Annotated in this window: 18 protein-coding genes; 8 read left to right on the forward strand and 10 right to left on the reverse strand. The window is 70.3% G+C overall.

What is annotated here, in order from left to right:
* Positions 1–83: 83 nt before the first annotated feature.
* From ACEYYH_RS14715 to ACEYYH_RS14725, 3 genes are read left to right on the forward strand one after another with little or no spacing between them, the layout of a single operon-like run.
* Complete coding sequence (locus ACEYYH_RS14715) at positions 84–347, forward strand: multidrug ABC transporter ATPase (RefSeq protein WP_116196176.1); 264 nt, start codon at positions 84–86, stop codon at positions 345–347.
* A gap of 5 nt (positions 348–352) precedes the next feature.
* Positions 353–2,080, forward strand: coding sequence for a helicase-associated domain-containing protein (locus ACEYYH_RS14720; RefSeq protein ID WP_374975088.1), 1,728 nt, complete (start codon positions 353–355; stop codon positions 2,078–2,080).
* 47 nt (positions 2,081–2,127) lie between these two features.
* A complete protein-coding gene (locus ACEYYH_RS14725) occupies positions 2,128–3,783 on the forward strand; it encodes a DNA repair helicase XPB (RefSeq protein WP_374975089.1) in 1,656 nt (551 codons plus the stop codon).
* 57 nt (positions 3,784–3,840) lie between these two features.
* Here the strand turns inward: ACEYYH_RS14725 and ACEYYH_RS14730 are convergent, their stop codons facing one another.
* Together ACEYYH_RS14730 and ACEYYH_RS14735 are read right to left on the reverse strand one after the other, a co-directional pair.
* On the reverse strand, positions 3,841–5,727 hold the full coding sequence (locus ACEYYH_RS14730) for a bifunctional metallophosphatase/5'-nucleotidase (RefSeq protein ID WP_374975090.1): 1,887 nt from the start codon (positions 5,725–5,727) through the stop codon (positions 3,841–3,843).
* A 139-nt stretch (positions 5,728–5,866) separates the two neighbouring features.
* Complete coding sequence (locus ACEYYH_RS14735) at positions 5,867–6,739, reverse strand: alpha/beta fold hydrolase (protein WP_374975091.1); 873 nt, start codon at positions 6,737–6,739, stop codon at positions 5,867–5,869.
* Positions 6,740–6,814: 75 nt separating this feature from the next.
* On the opposite strand from ACEYYH_RS14735, the gene ACEYYH_RS14740 reads away from it, so the two are divergent.
* On the forward strand, positions 6,815–7,363 hold the full coding sequence (locus tag ACEYYH_RS14740; RefSeq protein ID WP_374975092.1) for a TetR/AcrR family transcriptional regulator: 549 nt from the start codon (positions 6,815–6,817) through the stop codon (positions 7,361–7,363).
* Positions 7,364–7,381: 18 nt separating this feature from the next.
* Here the strand turns inward: ACEYYH_RS14740 and ACEYYH_RS14745 are convergent, their stop codons facing one another.
* The 4 genes from ACEYYH_RS14745 to folE are packed head-to-tail and all read right to left on the reverse strand — an operon-like array spanning position 7,382 to position 10,845.
* Complete coding sequence (locus tag ACEYYH_RS14745; protein WP_374975093.1) at positions 7,382–8,089, reverse strand: pyrimidine reductase family protein; 708 nt, start codon at positions 8,087–8,089, stop codon at positions 7,382–7,384.
* Positions 8,089–8,997 (reverse strand): dihydropteroate synthase, encoded by a 909-nt coding sequence (folP, locus tag ACEYYH_RS14750; protein ID WP_374975094.1) that lies wholly within the window; start codon positions 8,995–8,997, stop codon positions 8,089–8,091. Before folP ends, ACEYYH_RS14745 begins: the two co-directional genes overlap by 1 nt.
* Entirely contained in the window at positions 8,994–10,214 is a 1,221-nt protein-coding gene (locus ACEYYH_RS14755; RefSeq protein WP_374975095.1) for an NAD(P)/FAD-dependent oxidoreductase, read from the reverse strand. Before ACEYYH_RS14755 ends, folP begins: the two co-directional genes overlap by 4 nt.
* Positions 10,215–10,242: 28 nt before the next feature.
* Complete coding sequence (folE, locus tag ACEYYH_RS14760) at positions 10,243–10,845, reverse strand: GTP cyclohydrolase I (RefSeq protein ID WP_374975096.1); 603 nt, start codon at positions 10,843–10,845, stop codon at positions 10,243–10,245.
* 102 nt (positions 10,846–10,947) lie between these two features.
* On the opposite strand from folE, the gene ACEYYH_RS14765 reads away from it, so the two are divergent.
* The 4 genes from ACEYYH_RS14765 (at position 10,948) to ACEYYH_RS14780 (ending at position 14,604) form a co-directional block, all read left to right on the forward strand.
* Positions 10,948–11,637 carry a helix-turn-helix transcriptional regulator gene (locus ACEYYH_RS14765; protein WP_374975097.1) on the forward strand — a complete coding sequence of 230 codons (690 nt, stop codon included), beginning with the start codon at positions 10,948–10,950 and terminating at the stop codon, positions 11,635–11,637.
* Positions 11,638–11,700: 63 nt separating this feature from the next.
* Positions 11,701–12,393: a response regulator transcription factor gene (locus tag ACEYYH_RS14770; RefSeq protein ID WP_116196168.1), complete on the forward strand. Its 693-nt coding sequence runs from the start codon at positions 11,701–11,703 to the stop codon at positions 12,391–12,393.
* Positions 12,394–12,541: 148 nt separating this feature from the next.
* Positions 12,542–14,176 (forward strand): sensor histidine kinase, encoded by a 1,635-nt coding sequence (locus tag ACEYYH_RS14775; protein WP_374978238.1) that lies wholly within the window; start codon positions 12,542–12,544, stop codon positions 14,174–14,176.
* A 140-nt stretch (positions 14,177–14,316) separates the two neighbouring features.
* A complete protein-coding gene (locus ACEYYH_RS14780; protein ID WP_116196166.1) occupies positions 14,317–14,604 on the forward strand; it encodes a WXG100 family type VII secretion target in 288 nt (95 codons plus the stop codon).
* An 83-nt stretch (positions 14,605–14,687) separates the two neighbouring features.
* Here ACEYYH_RS14780 and groL read toward each other — a convergent pair whose 3' ends face one another.
* From groL to ACEYYH_RS14800, 4 genes are all read right to left on the reverse strand, one after another.
* Positions 14,688–16,307, reverse strand: coding sequence for a chaperonin GroEL (gene groL, locus ACEYYH_RS14785; protein WP_374975098.1), 1,620 nt, complete (start codon positions 16,305–16,307; stop codon positions 14,688–14,690).
* 189 nt (positions 16,308–16,496) lie between these two features.
* Positions 16,497–16,697, reverse strand: coding sequence for a cold-shock protein (locus ACEYYH_RS14790; RefSeq protein WP_045298154.1), 201 nt, complete (start codon positions 16,695–16,697; stop codon positions 16,497–16,499).
* Positions 16,698–16,827: 130 nt separating this feature from the next.
* Entirely contained in the window at positions 16,828–17,397 is a 570-nt protein-coding gene (locus ACEYYH_RS14795) for a LytR C-terminal domain-containing protein (RefSeq protein WP_374975099.1), read from the reverse strand.
* Positions 17,398–17,465: 68 nt separating this feature from the next.
* A complete protein-coding gene (locus ACEYYH_RS14800) occupies positions 17,466–17,714 on the reverse strand; it encodes a DUF3263 domain-containing protein (RefSeq protein WP_045298149.1) in 249 nt (82 codons plus the stop codon).
* Positions 17,715–17,719 lie beyond the last annotated feature (5 nt).

Below are 17,719 nucleotides of genomic sequence, written 5' to 3' on the forward strand. Positions count from 1 at the left end.
CCCATGGCGCAGCATCCGTCATCCGCGATCTTGAGCGCGCGCGTGGGACCGCGGCGAGGACGCCAGCGAGTAGGCTGGTGCGGATGAGCACCAACCCCTCCGGCGACGTTCCCGTCCGCCGCATCGACCGCATCCTGGCCTTCATGTCGCTGGGCCTGCTCGTGCTCTCGATCGTGAGCTTCTTCGCGATCATGATCGCCTCGGCCTCCGGTGCCGACATGAGCACCGGCATCTGGCCGATCATCGGCGTGCTGGTGTACATCGCCCCCATCGTCGCGTTCGCGCTGCTGCTCGCGGTCCTCATCATGAGCTTCGTGCGGAGGGCCCGGGCGAACCGAGGGGGCTGACCCGGTTGGTCTCCGACGCGCGCGCCCTGGCGACGCGGCTCGCCGAGCTCGGTGACGCCGCGCTGGCCTCGACGCTCGCCGCGCGCGGCGTCTCACCCCAGGCCGGCTGGCACGACTTCTTCGACGCCGCCGAGGGCCTGCTCGAGCCCGGGTCCGTCGACCGGGCGCTGACGCGCCTCGACCGGGACGACCTCTTCGCCCTCGCCTCCCGCGACGCCGGCGTCGACGGCGAACCCGCACGCCTCGTCCTCACGGACGCCGACGGCACGCCGTACGCCGCCGTCGCCGAGCGGGTGGCCGCCGCGGCCGCCGCCGCGCCGCAGGCCTTCGCCGCCCCGCCCGCACCCGTCGAGCCGGCCCCCGCCGACGCCCGCGCCGCCGCCGCCGCCGCGGAGCGCGCGTTCACCACGGCCGGCTCGCTCGCCGACGTCCTGCTCCTCTGCTCGCACGCGCCGCTCGCGCGCACCGGCGCGGGCCCGGTGAGCGCCGTGGATCGTCGGCGGCTGATGGATGCCGGCGCCCTCGAGTTCGCCGACGACCTCGAGGATCTGCTCGCCGCGGCGGCGGGTGCCGGCCTCGCAACCGCGCACGAACGCGAGTGGGCTGTCACCGACGCCGGCGAGCGGTGGCTGAAGGCTCCGACCGCGGAGCGGTGGGAGGCGATCGCCGAGGGTTTCCGGGCGAGCCTTCCTCGCGGGCTGCGCACGTCGTCGCGCGGCTTCCTGACACCGGACTCCTGGCCGGGCATGTACCCGCTCGACCCCGAGTGGCCCGCCCGAACGGAGCGGCTCCATCGCATCGGCGTGCACTGGGGGCTGTTCGCCTCCGACCGCTCCCCTGCCGAGTTCCCCTGGACGGCGGCCCTTCGGGCGGGAGAGCGAGCGGATGCCGCGAGCATGGCGCCGTACCTCCCGCACGAGATCGACCGCGTGTACCTGCAGGCCGATCTCACCGCGATCGCGCCGGGCCCGCTCGCGCCCGCCCTCGACCTGCGTCTGCGCTCGATCGCGCTGCGGGAATCGCGCGCCCAGGCGTCGACCTACCGCTTCACGGCGGAGTCGATCGGCGCCGGCATGACCGAGGGCGAGACGGCCGAGTCGATCCGCGCGTTCCTCGCCAGCCTGTCGCTCACCGGCATCCCGCAGCCGCTGGCGTACCTCATCGAGAGCACGGCAGCCCGGCACGGCCTGGTGCGCGTACGCGCCGACGACGCCACGGGTCGCACTCGCGTCGAGAGCCCCGACGCGGGTCTTCTCGACGCGATCACCGTCGACCAGGCGCTGCGGCCGCTCGGGCTCCTCGTGCTCGAAGGCGACGACGCGCTCTCGTCGCGCGTGGCCCGCGACGCGGTCTACTGGACCCTCGCCGACGCGCGCTACCCGGTCATCGCCCTCGACGCCCGCGGCGTGCCCGAATCGATTCACCGCCGGACGACGGCGACGGCGTCCGAGCCGACCGCCACCCCGCAGGAGGCGTACGCGCGCCTCATCGGGGCGCTGCGCGGTGGGCACGGCACCGACGGCGATTCCGGCTGGCTCGAGCGCGAGCTGGAGCAGGCGGTGCGCGCCCGTGCCGAGATCGTGGTGGTCGTGCGCATGCCGGACGGCTCCGAACGCTCGTTCACCCTCGAGGCCGCCGGCCTCGGCGGCGGCCGCCTGCGCGGCCGCGACCGCGCCGCCGACATCGAGCGCACACTGCCCGTGTCGAGCATCGTGAGCGTCCGCGCGGCCTGAGGCCGCAGCATCCACCCTCCCTCTGCACGCCGGTAGACTGGTCCGTTATGGCTGACGGCCCCCTCATCGTCCAGAGCGACCGCACTGTGCTCCTCGAAGTCGCGCACCCCGATGCCGAGAGCGCGCGGCACGAGCTCGCGATCTTCGCTGAGCTCGAGCGCGCGCCCGAGCACATCCACACGTACCGCATCACGCGGCTCGGACTGTGGAACGCGCGCGCCGCGGGGCACGACGCTGAAGACATGCTCGCGACCCTCGACCGCTGGTCGCGCTTCCCCGTGCCGCCGTCGGTGTCGATCGACATCGCCGAGACGGTGGGGCGGTACGGCCGCCTCGTCATCGAGCGCAACAGCGTCGAGAAGGGCGGCGACGGCGAGTTGGTCCTTCGATCGACGGATGCTGCGGTCCTCGCCGAGGTGTCGAAGAACAAGCGCATCCAGCCGCTGCTGATCGGGCACCCCTCCCCCGACTCGTACGTCATCGACGCGTGGGCGCGGGGTCAGATCAAGCAGGAGCTGCTGAAGATCGGCTGGCCCGCCGAGGACCTCGCGGGCTACACGCCGGGCACCCCGCACCCCATCGACCTCGCCGAGGACGGCTGGCACCTGCGGCCGTACCAGCGTCAGGCCGTCGACATCTTCACGCAGGGCGGTTCCGGCGTCGTGGTGCTGCCCTGTGGCGCGGGCAAGACGCTCGTGGGCGCGGCCGCGATGGCCGACACCAAGACCACGACGCTCATCCTCGTGACGAACACCGTGAGCGCCCGCCAGTGGCGCGACGAGCTCCTCAAGCGCACCTCGCTCACGCCTGAGGAGATCGGCGAATACTCGGGTCAGACCAAGGAGATCAAGCCGGTCACGATCGCGACGTACCAGATCCTCACCGCGAAGCGGAAGGGAGAGTACGCGCACCTCGCTCTGCTCGATGCGCTCGACTGGGGTCTCATCGTCTACGACGAGGTCCACCTGCTCCCCGCGCCCGTCTTCAAGCTGACGGCCGACCTGCAGGCACGACGCCGGCTCGGCCTCACCGCCACCCTCGTGCGCGAGGACGGCCGCGAGGGCGACGTGTTCAGCCTCATCGGCCCCAAGCGGTTCGACGCGCCGTGGAAGGAGATCGAGGCCCAGGGCTTCATCTCCCCCGCCGTCTGCTACGAGGTCCGCGTCGACCTGCCCGCCGGCGACCGGCTCGAGTACGCGGCGGCGGCCGACGACGAGCGCTACCGCCTCGCAGCGACGGCGCCGGCGAAGATCGGCGTCGTGCGCCAGCTCGTCGAGCGGCACGAGGGCGAGCGGATCCTGATCATCGGCCAGTACCTCGACCAGATCGACGTGCTCTCCGAGGCGCTGAACGCGCCCAAGATCACCGGCCAGACGCCGGTCGACGAGCGCGAGGAGCTGTACCAGGCGTTCCGCGTCGGCGAGATCTCGGTGCTCGTGGTGTCGAAGGTCGCGAACTTCTCGATCGACCTGCCCGAGGCATCCGTTGCGATCCAGGTGTCGGGGTCGTTCGGTTCGCGCCAGGAGGAGGCACAGCGCCTCGGACGCCTGCTGCGGCCGAAGCAGTCCAACCACACCGCGAGCTTCTACACGCTCATCGCCCGCGACACCGTCGACCAGGACTTCGCGCAGAACCGCCAGCGGTTCCTCGCCGAGCAGGGCTACGCGTACACGATCCTCGACGCGCACTCCCTCGCGGCCTGATTCCCGCACGACGGAAGCCCGGCGCTGGGCCAGCGCCGGGCTTCCGTGTGCTCGGGTTTACGGCGCCCCGATGATGCGGTCGAGCGGTCCCGGCGTGTACGGGCTGTTCGCCGTCAGGTATGCGGAGAACGCATCGATGTCGAGCCCGCCGTAGTACACGTTCCCCGCCTCGAGGAACGTCGGGAAGCCATCCCCGCCGCCGGCGAGGAAGTTGTTCGTCACAACACGGTAGGTCGTCGTGTCGACGAGCGGCTGCCCGTCGAGCGTGACGGTCCCGAGCGTGGTGCCCGAATAGGTGTACGAGAAGCCGTCGCTCACCTGAAGGATCTTTCGGGCCGTGCCCGCGTTCGCCCCGCTCCACTGCTGGTTCAGCAGCTGCTTGATCTGCGCGCCGGTGAGGTCGAGCGAGACCAGGTAGTTGTTGAACGGCTGCACGGTGAACGCTTCAGCGAACGTGATCGCGCCGTCCGGTTCGCCGTACGGCGATGTGGGCGACGAGAAGGGCAGATCCGCGCGGATCCCGCCCGGGTTCATCAGGGCGATGACGGGGGCGGAGTACGGTCCGACCACGCTCGGATCAGCCAGTTGCGCATCGGCGATCAGGTCGCCCAGCGGGGACTCTCCCGCGACGTTCTGGGTCCTCGTCACGGTCGTGGAGATCTGGCCGACGATCTCGCTCGCGATGGGTGCGACGAGCGCCTGGTACTTGGCGATCAGTGCCGTCTCCGTCGGATCCTTGGGCACGTTGCGCGTGACCAGCATGTTCGAACTCATCACCGACGTGCGCACGATGTCCTGCGTGCGCTTGTCGTACGTGAGGTTCGTGTCGGTGTACAGGCGACCGAAGGAGGAGGCGGATGTGACCAGTCGATCCTGGCCCGCCGGGTCCTTGATGTTGCAGATGTACGGCGCGTGCGTGTGCCCCGAAACGATCAGGTCGATCGCGGGGTCGAGGTTCTGCGCGATCGGGATGATCGGGCTGTCCGCTGCGATCTCGGCGCCGTTGCCGCACGCCGCGTTGTAGGCAGCGCTCGACGGAGGCGTGCCGCCCTGGTGGATCAGCACGACGATCGCGTTCACGCCCTTCGCCTTGAGCACCGGGACGAGCGCGTTGGCCGTCTCGACCTCGTCCTTGAATTCCAGACCGGCGACGCCCGACGCCGTCACGATGTCGGGTGTCTCCTCGAGCGTCATGCCGATGAAGCCGATCTTGGCGCCCTTGATGTTCTTGATCGCGTAGGCGGGGAGGATCGTGTCGTTCGTGCCCTCGTACACCACGTTCGCGGCGAGGTAGTCGAAGTCGGCGCCGTCGAAGGAGCCATCCGGGCAGGAGTTCTGGTTGTCCGCGCCGTCGCCGTCGTCCAGGCATCCGCCGTCCGCCATGCGCTGCAGCTCGACATAGCCCTCGTCGAACTCATGGTTGCCGACGGCCGAGACGTCGAGCTTGAGGGCGTTCAGCGCCTCGATCGACGGCTCGTCGTGGAAGGCGCCCGAGAGCAGCGGCGAGGCGCCGATGAGATCGCCGGCAGCGACGGTGAGCGAGTACCGGTGACCCTCGCGCGCCTGCGCCAGGTGGGTTGCGAGGTACTCGACGCCGCCGACCCCGGGAGGGGTGAGGCCGTCGGTGGTGCCACCGCCCGGGAGGTTGAGGCGGCCGCTCGAGCCGGTCGGCGGCTCGAGGTTGCCGTGGAAGTCGTTGAACGACAGCAGCTGGATGTCGATCGTCGGTCCGTTCGGCGTGTTGCCGCCGTTGTTCGGCCCGGTCGGCGGTGCCGCCGACGCGGCCCCGGACCCGACCAGGGCGAGCGCGACGGCGGCGGCGGTGATGACCGCGCCTCCCGCAAGCCGAACCGTCGATGTCTTGCGCATGTGCACAGAACCCTCCCGTTTTCTGGCGGGCGGCTGTGCCCACCGAGATGCACGCGTCCTCGTGGGCGCGATCACGAGAAACCTAATACAGGCCCTGCGGAAGCGACAGGGGCGGTTCACGAACTTCACCAAGCCGCAACGGACGATGATCGGCGGCTCCCGCGCCGACGGCGCAGCCGCAACAGACGGATCCTGCAGTACCCGGGCAGGGCGCTCAGGCCAGCACGAAGTCGGCCACCCGCAGGGCGACCTGCTCCGGATTGTCATCGACGAGGTAGTGCGCACCGCCGGGTACGAACTCGACCCGCGTGTGCGGCGCGTCTTCGGGCCTCAGCGCCATGGCGTCCTTGGGCAGCAGCGCATCGTCGGCGCCGAACAGCACCAGCGTCGGGGTGTGCAGTGTCCGCCCGCGATACGCACCCCGCATGATCTTCATGAAGGCCGGCAGGATCAATCCGCGGTAGAGCTTCGAGGCCGCGCGCGCCCGGGCAGGGTCCCGCAGCGTCGTGACGTACGCCTCGACATCCGCGGCGTCCATCGGCCGTCGCTCGAACCCGCGGAGCAGCCAGCGAGCGAGCCGCTGGCGTCCGCCCGAGAGTAGCCGTGGTCCGATTCCCGGGGTGGCGATCACCCATTGGAACCACAGGTGGGGCATCGCCTTGGCCATCCCCGCGATGAGCGCGGGAGTCATGTCGAAGTACGGGGCCGGGACGGCGATGGCGACGTATCGGCGCACTCGATCGGGGTGGGCGAGGCACAGGTCGAATCCGACGAGCGCACCCCAGTCGTGCGCCACCAGGTTCACCCTCTCGATCCCCAACTCGTCGAGGAGGGCGATCACGTCGCGGACGACCGTGGGTGCGTCGTAACCCGACGGCGGTGCCTCTGAGCTTCCCGCGCCGCGAAGATCCAGCGCGATGACATGCGCCCTGTCCGCCAGGCTCGCCATCACCCTCGCCCACTCGCGGGAGCTCTCCGGGAAGCCGTGCAGGAAGAGCACCGGCTCGCCCGCACCGGCTTCGATCACGTGCATCCGCAGTCCGTTCGCGGTGACCGTCCGCGAGCGGAGCTCGGTGACATCAGTCATGATCCGGACCATACTACGTTCATAGTGCCGAAGTCACTACTTCTGTAGTTCGAAGCGTTCACCTACTGTCGAGCTATGGCATCCACGCGCGATCGAGCACTGGACGCCGCGCTCGCGCTCGTGGGCGAGCAGGGCATCCGGGCGTTGACGCACGCCCGGGTCGACGATCGCGCGGGCCTGCCGAAGGGATCGACATCGAACTGGTTCCGTACTCGCGATGCGCTTGTCGGCGGTGTCACCGCGTGGCTCGCGGAGACCGAGCGGGCCGAGCTGTCCGGATCCGCGGCACCGCTCATCGAGACCCCCGAGCAGCTCGTCGAGGCACTCAGCGCGGTGATCGCGCTGCAGACGGGGCCACGCGCGTCGCGGACGAGAGCACGGTACGCGCTGTTCCTCGAAGGCGCGGGCGACCCCGAGTTGCTCGGGCCGCTACTGGCCCAGCGCCGGCTGTTCGTGGAGTGGACGATCGCCCTTCTCGCGCGGATCGGAGCGCGCTCGCCCGAGGATGCTGCCCGCACGCTGATGGCGGCGAGCGACGGGCTCGCGCTGCATCGGGTGACCGTGGACCCGGATGCTGAGATCCGGCCGGTCATCGAGCGCGCCGTCCGCGCGTGCCTGGACTGAGCGATCGCACCGCCCGCGTCAGGATGCGGCGTAGCGGAGGAACACGAAGCCCTCGTCGTCGGTCACGACACCCGCGAGCTCGAAGCGGCGGTCCGCCTCGGCCGCGCCCTGCACGATCCGACCGGCGTCTCCCCCGACGAACCGGGGCGCCAGCGTGACGCAGACCTCGTCGACGAGATCGGCCTCCAGCAGCGCACCGAAGAGGTGCGGGCCTCCCTCGCAGAGCACCTGCGTCCAGCCCCGCCGCGCGAACCCATCCAGCATGGCCGCGAGGTCGACATCGTCCTCGCCGCAGGCCATCACCGTGGCCGCCGATTCGAAGCGCCCACCGGCGACGGCGGCCGCAGCATCCGTCGTCACGATCACGGGCTTGCGCACCGCGTCGGTGAGGAACGCGTCGGCCGGATCGAGGTGCAGGCCGCCGCTGACCACGGCGAGCGCGGGCTGGTCGTCGAGCCCGCGGGCGCGGCGCCACTCGACGTCGCCGTGATCGACCTTCAGCCCGCCGTAGCCCTCGGCGCGCACGGTTCCGGCCCCGACGAGCACGACGTCCGCCATCGCGCGCAGCACCTGCATGAGCTCGCGGTCGGTGTCGCCGCCGAGCGCGCCGCTCTGGCCCCCGAGCGTGACCGCGCCGTCGGCGCTCGAGACGAAGTTCATGCGCACGCGCGTGCCGTCGCGGCCGTGCAGCGCGTAGGCGACGAAGAGCTCGCCGCGGGTGGGCATCAGTCGTTCCCCTCGGGTCGGGTGTTGTGCCGCTCGTACGCCGGATCCCGCCAGCCGAGGATCGCCTCCACCATGCGCATCGCGTCGACCGTCTCGCGCACGTTGTGCGCACGCACGATGCGCGCGCCGTTCAGGACGCAGAACACGGCGGCGGCGAGCGAGCCGGGCAGGCGGTCGCCCTTCTCGCGATCGAGCGTCTCGCCCACGAAGTCCTTGTTCGACAGCGCCACCAGCAACGGGGCGCCGAGCCCGGCGAGTTCGCCCAGCCGTCGGGTGAGCTCGAGGGTCTGCCGCGTGTTCTTGTTCAGGTCGTGCCCGGGATCGAGCACGATGCGCGTGTCGGGGATGCCGTGCTCCCGCGCCCGCTCGCGCCGCGCCACCAGGAACTCGGCGATGTCGCCGATCACGTCGTCATAGGACGGGAGCGGATGCTGCGTCCGCGGCGCCGCGAGACTGTGGGCGATGACCACCCCGGCGCCGCCGTGCGCCACCACGTCGGCCATCGCCGGATCGTGCAGGCCCGTCGTGTCGTTGATGATCGCGGCGCCCGCCTCGATCGCCGCCCGCGCGACATCGGGGTGGAACGTGTCGACACTCACGCGCGCGACGGGTGCGAGTTCGCGCACGACGGGCACGACGCGCGCGATCTCCTCGGCGACCGGCACGGTCGGCCCCGGGGCGAACTTCACGCCGCCGACGTCCACGATCTCGGCGCCGGCCTCGACGGCGGCGAACCCCGCGGCGACGGCCGCGTCGAGCGCGAACGTCGCGCCCCGGTCGTAGAACGAGTCGGGCGTGCGGTTCACGATCGCCATGACCGCGATGTGCCGCGAAAGATCGAGCGCACCACCCGGCAGGTCGAGCACCGGGGCGGAGAGGGCCGAGGCGGTCTCGGGAGCGAGCGTCACGGCAGCAGATCCTCCAGGGGCGCGTCCACGTCGCGGAGCCGATCCGGATCGATCCGCGCTCCCGAGCGGATGAGGTCCTGCACCTTGTCGTTCACGTCCCACACATTGACGTTCATGCCGGCGACGATACGGCCGTCGTCGGTCCAGAAGGCGATGAACTCGCGCGCGTCGAGGTCGCCGCGCACCACGATCTCGGCATCCGCCATCAGCGGCGCGTACCCCGAGAGCTCCATGCCCAGGTCGTACTGGTCGGTGTAGAAGTACGGGATGTCGTCGAAGGATGCCGGCTTCCCGAGCATCGACTTCGCCACGACCTTGCCCGCGTTCAGCGCATTCGCCCAGTGCTCGTTGCGCAGATGCCGCTGCACCACGGGGTGGTACGCGTTCGCGACGTCACCCGCCGCGTACACGTCGGGCGCGCTGGTGCGCAGCGCCTCGTCGGTGAGGACGCCGTTCAGGATGTCGAGCCCCGCCTCTTCGGCCAGCGCGGTGTTCGGCGACGCTCCGACGCCGACGAGCACGAGATCAGCGGGAACCGTCTCGCCGTCGACCACGACCCCATCGGCGCGGTCGTCGCCGACGATCCGCTCCACGCCGACGGACGTGCGGAGGTCGACCCCGTGCTCGAGGTGGAGCCCCCGGAACACCTCCCCCATCTGGGTGCCGAGCGCCATCGCCAGCGGCACGGCATCGCGCTCGAGGATCGCGACCTCGTTGCCGAAGCCGCGGGCCGTGGCGGCGACCTCCATGCCGATCCAGCCCGCGCCGATCACCACGAGCCTCTTGCCACCTTCGCGCAGCTGCGCGGCAAGCTCATCGGAGTCGTCGAGACGCCGCAGCGTCGAGACTGCGGCCAGGTCGTGTCCGGGGAGCGCGATCATGCGCGGCGTGGCGCCCGTGGCGAGCAGCACCGCGTCGTACGTCAGGCGCTCGCCGTCGTCCAGCTCCACCGCGTGCGCGGCGGGCTCGAGCGAGGTGACCGCGACACCGGTGACGAGCCGGATGCCGTGCTCGTCATACCACTCGGCGGGGTGCAGGATGACGGCGTCCAGCCCCTCGCCGCCCGCGAGATACCCCTTCGACAGCGGAGGCCGCTGGTAGGGCGGATGCGCCTCGGCGGCGACGACGGTGATGTCGCCCTCGAACCCCTCGTCCCGCAGTGCCTCGGCGGCTGTTCCGCCGGCGAGGCCTCCCCCGATGATCAGCATGTGGCTCATGGCGACTCCTCTCGTCTCTGTCGGGGCATCACACGGGGCGCGCTCCGATGACTCGTGCCTGCAGCGCGAGGTCGGTGGCGAGCACTCCCCGGAACGCCGTGGTCGTGGTGAGGGCGCTCTCGGTGCGCACGCCCCGCGCCGACATGCACAGATGCTCGGCCTCGACCACGACGGCGACGCCCCGCGGCTCCAGCGCTGTCTCGAGCGTGCGCGCGATCTGCGCGGTCAGAGCCTCCTGCACCTGGAGCCCGCGAGCGTGGTGAGCGACGACGCGAGCGAGCTTCGAGAGGCCGACGATCCGCTCGCCGGGGACGTACCCGACCGTGGCTGTACCCCGAAAAGTCAAGAGGTGATGGCGGCACAGCGATACGAACGGGATACCGCGCACCACGACCGGCTCGTCGTACGCATCCTCGTTCGCGAACGTCGTCATCTCGAACGGCTCCGGCGTGATCATCTCGATGAAGGCGTCCGCGACGCGACGCGGCGTCTCGATCAGATCACCCTCGTCGGGATCGAACCCGAGTGCCGCGAGCAGGTCGGCGACCGCGACCATCGCCGCGTCGCGATCGATCGGGGCTTCGTCGGACAGAGCGTGCAACGCCGTCGCGTGCGCCGGGGACGACATCATCGCCACTCCTTCCGGTTGAGCGCGATCGGCTCGCCTGGCCCCGACGCTAGATCGCTCCGATTCTTTTGTCAAGGTTCCTGCTTTTAGAGGTAGACTCGCGCCGTGAGCACCCTCACCCCCAACCGCGCCGAGGCGGTCGCGGCACTCGCCGACCCGCAGCGCCGCGAGCTGTACCGCCTCGCGACCGAGCGGCCGATCGGCCGTGACGAGGCGGCCGCCGCGCTCGGAATGCCGCGGAGCACGGCAGCGGTGAACCTCGATCGATTGGCGGATGCCGGACTCCTGACGGTCTCGTACGAACGGCGTTCGGGTCGCACCGGGCCCGGCGCCGGCCGCCCGGCGAAGCTCTACCGCGCAGCCGACGCCGAGCTCGCCGCCACCATCCCGGAGCGGCACTACGAACTTGCCGGCGAATTGCTCGCCGCCGCGGCGGAGAAGGCCGACGAGCGCGGGGTGCCGGTGCGCGACGCGCTCGACGCGGAAGCCTTCGCCTCCGGAGCCGCGATCGGTGCCGGATGCGCCGATCTCGAAGAGGCGCTCACGCTGTGCGGCTACGCGCCCCGCGCGAAGGACGCGGCCGCCCAGGGCGGCACAGGGGACGCGGCATCCGTGGATCTCGTGCTCGAGAACTGCCCGTTCCACGCACTCGCCACCCGGCACACCGCCCTCATCTGCGGCGCGAACCTCGAGCTCGTGAGAGGGCTCGCGACCGCGACCGACGACGCGCGGACGCCCGTTCTCGCGCCCGCTGCGGGCCGCTGCTGCGTCGAGATCCGCCAGGGCGGCGGGTGACGGATTCCGGCAGAGTCGCCGGATATCCAGGCACCGCATCGGTTCCGCCGACATAATGAGGGCATGACCGCACCGCGCATCCTCGTCGTGGACGACGAACCGAACATTCGCGACCTGCTGATCACGAGCCTGCGATTCGCCGGGTTCCAGGTACGGGCCGTCTCCAACGGCGCCCAGACGATCTCGGCGGTGCTCGAGGAGGAGCCGGACCTGATCATCCTCGACGTGATGCTGCCCGACATGAACGGGTTCAGCGTCACCAAGCGCCTCCGCGGCGCCGGCTACACCGCTCCGATCCTCTTCCTCACCGCGAAGGACGAGACCGAAGACAAGATCACCGGCCTCAACGCCGGCGGCGACGACTACGTCACCAAGCCCTTCAGCCTCGACGAGATCGTCGCCCGCATCCAGGCGATCCTGCGCCGCACCATGCAGGCCGACGAAGAGTCGATGATCCGCGCGGGCGAGATCACGATGGACCAGGACACCCACGACGTGCAGGTGGGTGACGCGTCGATCGATCTCAGCCCCACCGAGTTCAAGCTCCTGCGCTACCTCATGCTCAACCCCAACCGCGTGCTGTCGAAGGCGCAGATCCTCGACCACGTGTGGGAGTACGACTTCAACGGCGACGCCGGCATCGTCGAGAGCTACATCTCCTACCTGCGCCGCAAGATCGACCCGCACTCGTCCGAGCCGCTCATCCAGACCAAGCGCGGCTTCGGCTACATGCTGAAGGCCGGCAAGACCGCATAACGCGGGAGCGAGCGAGGGGGACGATCTGGCGCACAAGCCCGACGCGATCACCCGGTGGTGGCGCGGAACGAGTCTGCGCGCGAAGGTCACCGGGGTCACCGTCGCGCTCCTCGGGATCGGGCTCATCGCCGCCGGCGTCGGCACGGCGCTGTTCCTGCGCAACTCACTGATCGACGGCGTCGAGACCCAGCTGCTCGCCGTGGCGCGCACCGAGGCGGGCGCACCCCTTCTCGACTTCTCGTCGGTGGACGGCCGGCTCAAGGTGTCGCCGAAGGAGAATCCGGCCGGCGTCGACTACTTCGTCGCCGTATACGACCCCGCCGTGCCAGAGGACAATCTCCTCGAGGTCGCCGGCGGACGCGGTGGACCGGCGCCCGACGTGCCGTCCACTCTCACCGCCGAGACCGCGGTCACCGAAGACGGCAACATCATCCAGCGGACCTCGGAGGACGGCGAAGCGGAGTTCCTGTCGACGGTGTCGATCCAGCAGTCCGAAGACACCGGCATCCTCTATCCCCAGATGGTGGCGGTCCCTCTGGCCCCAGTCAACCGCACCATCGCGCAGTACATCGGCATCTACTCGATCCTCGCCCTCGTGGTGCTGATCGCGGGCGCCGTGGCCACTCGGTTCCTCGTCACCCTGACGTTCCGCAGCCTCGGCCAGGTCGAGTCCACCGCCGACGCCATCGCCGGCGGCGACTTCAGCCTGCGCATGACCGACATCGAGCCGACGACGACCGAGGTCGGCCGTCTCAAGACCGCGATCAACGCGATGCTCGACCGCGTCGACGCGGCCCTCTCGCAGCGCGACTCGACGGTTCGCCAGATGCGCCGGTTCGTCGGCGACGCGAGCCACGAGCTGCGCACCCCGCTGGTCACCGTCCGCGGCTACGCCGAGCTGTATCGCATGGGTGCCATCCGCGGCGACGAGGACGTGGCGCAGTCCATGGAGCGCATCGAGAAGGAGGCGATCCGGATGGGGGTCCTCGTGGAGGACCTCCTCGCGCTCGCCCGTCTCGACGAGCGTCGCGACGTCGTGATCGGCCCCGTCGACCTGCGGCCCATCGCCCGCGACGCCGCCCTCGACGTACGCGCCGCCTCGCCGATGCGCCCGGTCACCGTCATCGACACCACGATCGACGAGCCCGCGCTCCCGCCGGCGGACGAAGCATCCGTCCCGCCCGAGACCAAGCGCCGCGGCAACACGCCGTCCGCGATCTCGCGCGCCGGCGCGACGCTGTCGCTGCTGCGACGGCGCCCGAAGCCGGTGCCCGCGGCGGGGGCCGCCGCCAGCACGGCGCTCCCGACGATCCTTCCCGACGCGGAGCCGCAGCCTCCCGCCGATGGACTCCCGCCGGTAGTGCTCGGCGACGAGAACCGCATCCGCCAGGTCGTCACCAACCTGCTCGGCAACGCGCGGCGCTATTCGTCGGAGGACTCCCCCGTCGAACTGCGTGTCGGCGTGGACGTGCGCACTCGCTCGGGGTGGATCGAGGTGATCGACCACGGCGAGGGCGTGCCCGACCAGATCAAGGACAAGATCTTCCAGCGCTTCTGGCGGGCCGACACCTCGCGCACACGCGAGACGGGCGGGTCGGGACTCGGCCTGTCGATCGTGGCGTCGATCGTCGAGGCGCTGCACGGATCCGTCGACGTGGTCGACACGCCCGGCGGCGGTGCCACCTTCCGCGTGGCGTTCCCGCTCGCCGACGCCCGTGACGCCGCCGAGCACCTCGATCTCGCGACCCAGCCGATGGCGAGGCTCACCGACGCTTCCGAGTGAGCGCCTCCTCCCCAGCCGCCGTTGCTGCGGCATCGTTCACAACTGACGACGGATGCTGCGACCCCGCGGCGTCGGACGCCTAGCGTGGCTTCACCGCGGGTTCGGCATCCGGCCGCCGCACGTTGATTCAGGAGCCCCGAATGGCCGTCTTCACCGTCGACAGCGACACCATCCTCACCTCGACCGCCACGGTGCGCGGGACGATCGACCGGCTGCAGGCCGAGTCGAACGCGATGCTCGCGCAGCTCACCCAGCTGCAGTCCTCGTGGACCGGATCGGCCTCGGCCGCGTTCGCGGGGGTCGTCGAGCAGTGGCGCGCGACGCAGCGTCAGGTCGAGGAATCGCTGGCGAGCATCAACGCCTCGCTCGCGGCCGCCGGCCGTCAGTACGCCGACACGGAGCTCGCCACCACGAGCCTGTTCCGCTGAGCCCCCCACCGCGGAACGCAGAACGGCCCCTCCGCGAGGAGGGGCCGTTCTGTGAACGCGTTACGCGGTCGTGGATCTCTGGATCAGAAGTCCATGCCACCGGTCGGGTCGCCGACGGGAGCGGCGGCCTTCTCCGGCTTGTCGGCGACGACGGCCTCGGTCGTGAGGAAGAGGCCGGCGATCGACGCGGCGTTCTGCAGCGCCGAACGGGTCACCTTGGCGGGGTCGATGATGCCCTGCGCGAACAGGTCACCGTACTCGCCCGTGGCGGCGTTGAGGCCGTGGCCGAGCGGGAGCTCCGAGACCTTGTTCGCGACGACGCCCGGCTCGAGACCGGCGTTGAGGGCGATCTGCTTCAGCGGAGCCTCGATCGCGACGCGCACGATGTTGGCACCGGTCGCCTCGTCACCCGAGAGCTCGAGCCCGTCGAGAGCCTTGCGGCCCGACTGGATGAGCGCGACGCCACCACCGGCGACGATGCCCTCCTCGACGGCCGCCTTCGCGTTGCGGACGGCGTCCTCGATGCGGTGCTTGCGCTCCTTGAGCTCGACCTCGGTGGCCGCGCCCGCCTTGATGACGGCGACGCCGCCGGCGAGCTTGGCGAGACGCTCCTGGAGCTTCTCGCGGTCGTAGTCGCTGTCGGTGTTGTCGATCTCGCGGCGGATCTGGGTCACGCGACCCTCGATCTGCGACGCCTCGCCGGCGCCCTCGACGATCGTGGTCTCGTCCTTGGTGACGATGACCTTGCGCGCACGGCCGAGCAGGTCGAGGGTGGCGTTCTCGAGCTTGAGACCGACCTCCTCGGTGATGACCTGGCCGCCCGTGAGGATCGCGATGTCCTGCAGCTGCGCCTTGCGACGGTCGCCGAAGCCGGGGGCCTTGACGGCGACCGACTTGAAGATGCCGCGGATCTTGTTGAGCACGAGCGTCGCGAGAGCCTCGCCCTCGACGTCCTCGGCGATGATGACGAGCTCCTTGCCGTCCTGGATCACCTTGTCGACGACGGGCAGAAGGTCCTTGATGTTCGAGATCTTCTGGTTCGCGATGAGGATGTACGGGTCCTCGAAGACGGCCTCCTGGCGCTCCGGGTCCGTGACGAAGTAGGGGTTGATGTAACCCTTGTCGAAGCGCATGCCCTCGGTGAGCTCGAGCTCGGTGCCGAAGGTCTGCGACTCCTCGACGGTGACGACGCCTTCCTTGCCCACCTTGTCGATGGCCTCGGCGATGAGCTGGCCGATCTCGGGGTCAGCAGCCGAGATCGACGCGGTCGCGGCGATCTGGTCCTTGGACTCGACCTCCTTGGCCGACTCGAGCAGCTCGGCGGTGATGGCCGCGACAGCCTTCTCGATGCCCTTCTTGAGCGAGATGGGGTCGGCGCCGGCCGCGACGTTGCGCAGGCCCTCGCGCACGAGCGCCTGGGCGAGAACCGTGGCGGTGGTGGTGCCGTCACCGGCGACGTCGTCGGTCTTCTTGGCGACCTCCTTGACGAGCTCCGCGCCGATCTTCTCGTACGGGTCGTCCAGCTCGATCTCCTTGGCGATGGAGACACCGTCGTTCGTGATCGTGGGGGCGCCCCACTTCTTCTCGAGCACGACGTTGCGACCGCGCGGGCCGAGCGTCACCTTGACGGCGTCGGCCAGGATGTTGAGGCCGCGCTCGAGGCCGCGACGGGCCTCCTCGTCGAAAGCGATGATCTTTGCCATGTGTGTGTCGTCCCTCCGGAACGTTGGCTTTGGGTATTAGCACTCAACAAACGCGAGTGCTAAATCATTCTGGCACTCGACCCTATCGAGTGCAAGCCGCGGAGACGGATGCTGAAACGCAAGGAGACGGGACGCCTTTCGGCATCCCGTCTCCGGTGTCGGTTCAGCGTCGGGCGCTGAGCCGGGCGTTCAGACGACGCGCACGGACTCGGCCTGCGGCCCCTTCTGGCCGGAGCCGACCGTGAACTCCACGGTCTGCCCCTCCTCCAGCACGCGGAAGCCCGACATGTCGATGTTCGAGTAGTGGACGAAGACGTCCTGGCCGTCGGCGACGGTGATGAAGCCGAATCCCTTCTCGGCGTTGAACCATTTGACGGTGCCCTGGGTCATGCGAATCTCCTGTTGCCGGCGGTGCAGGGCTTCATCGTATGCAGGCGAAAACGCGGGTCCCGGCCGTTTCGTCACTTGTTGACACGCAGGCATACAAGTATTTACCGGCGCGAAACACGCGATCGGCGTGTCAGGGCGTAGGCGCCGGCGTCTGCCCCGCGGCGGTGCGGTCGAGGCCGATCACGACCGTGAGCTGCGGCACACCCTCCGTGGTCGCGGGGTACGCCTCGCTCTGCTCGATCTCGGCGCCGCCGATGACTCCGGCGAGGCCCGCGGCAGCCGCCTCGTCGGCGGGATCCACGTAGAACACGGTGGTCGTCGGGAAGTCCTGCGAGCCCGCCTCGCCCGCGGTCACCTTGTCGTCGGCCCAGCCGGCACCCACGACGACATCCTTCATCTGCGTCGCGAGTCCCTGCTCGGGGGTCGCGTTGAGGATCATGACGTCGTAGTTCACGTCGACCACGGGTGTCACCTGGGGGACGGGCTCGACGGTCGGGGTGGGCGTGGGGACCAGCTCGATGCGGCCCGACGCCAGCAAGGTGCCGAAGATGCCGACGACGATGAGCACGACCGTGGCGAGCGCCGCCCACAGCAGCACGACCCAGCCGCGCATGCGCGGGTTCTCGGCCCGGTGGGCGCCGACGCGGTCCGTCTCCGGCACATCGTCGAAACGATCCCGGGGGAAACTGGTGGTCGGCACCCGACGATGTTACCCGTCGAACCCTGGGCGCCCCGCGCGGGCCCGCCCGCGTGGCGCGGAGCGGGAGGTCAGCGTGCGTCGGCGGCGCGCCCGGCGCGCTCGTGCAGACGCGCCTCACGCAGCCGGCGCAGGCGCTTCACGAGCATGGGGTCGTGCTCCTGCGCGTCGGTGGTGTCGATGAGGCGACCGAGCAGCTGGTAGTACCGCGCCGGCGACAGCCCCAGATCGGAGCGGATCGCCTCCTCCTTGGCCCCCGCGTGACGGCGCCACTCTGCCTCGAAGTCGAGGATGGCACGGTCGCGATCGGTCAAGGGCACGCGTC

It is taken from the genome of Microbacterium trichothecenolyticum, from assembly GCF_041938625.1.
Taxonomy (GTDB): Bacteria; Actinomycetota; Actinomycetes; order Actinomycetales; family Microbacteriaceae; genus Microbacterium; species Microbacterium trichothecenolyticum_D.

Bases quoted from the DNA above. Each gene is read 5' to 3' on its own strand.
- ACEYYH_RS14715 (WP_116196176.1), top strand. From the start codon at position 84: ATGAGCACCAACCCCTCCGGCGACGTTCCCGTCCGCCGCATCGACCGC.
- ACEYYH_RS14725 (WP_374975089.1), top strand. From the start codon at position 2,128: ATGGCTGACGGCCCCCTCATCGTCCAGAGCGACCGCACTGTGCTCCTC.
- ACEYYH_RS14735 (WP_374975091.1), bottom strand. From the start codon at position 6,739: ATGACTGATGTCACCGAGCTCCGCTCGCGGACGGTCACCGCGAACGGA.
- ACEYYH_RS14740 (WP_374975092.1), top strand. From the start codon at position 6,815: ATGGCATCCACGCGCGATCGAGCACTGGACGCCGCGCTCGCGCTCGTG.
- ACEYYH_RS14745 (WP_374975093.1), bottom strand. From the start codon at position 8,089: ATGCCCACCCGCGGCGAGCTCTTCGTCGCCTACGCGCTGCACGGCCGC.
- ACEYYH_RS14755 (WP_374975095.1), bottom strand. From the start codon at position 10,214: ATGAGCCACATGCTGATCATCGGGGGAGGCCTCGCCGGCGGAACAGCC.
- folE (WP_374975096.1), bottom strand. From the start codon at position 10,845: ATGATGTCGTCCCCGGCGCACGCGACGGCGTTGCACGCTCTGTCCGAC.
- ACEYYH_RS14770 (WP_116196168.1), top strand. From the start codon at position 11,701: ATGACCGCACCGCGCATCCTCGTCGTGGACGACGAACCGAACATTCGC.
- ACEYYH_RS14780 (WP_116196166.1), top strand. From the start codon at position 14,317: ATGGCCGTCTTCACCGTCGACAGCGACACCATCCTCACCTCGACCGCC.
- groL (WP_374975098.1), bottom strand. From the start codon at position 16,307: ATGGCAAAGATCATCGCTTTCGACGAGGAGGCCCGTCGCGGCCTCGAG.
- ACEYYH_RS14790 (WP_045298154.1), bottom strand. From the start codon at position 16,697: ATGACCCAGGGCACCGTCAAATGGTTCAACGCCGAGAAGGGATTCGGC.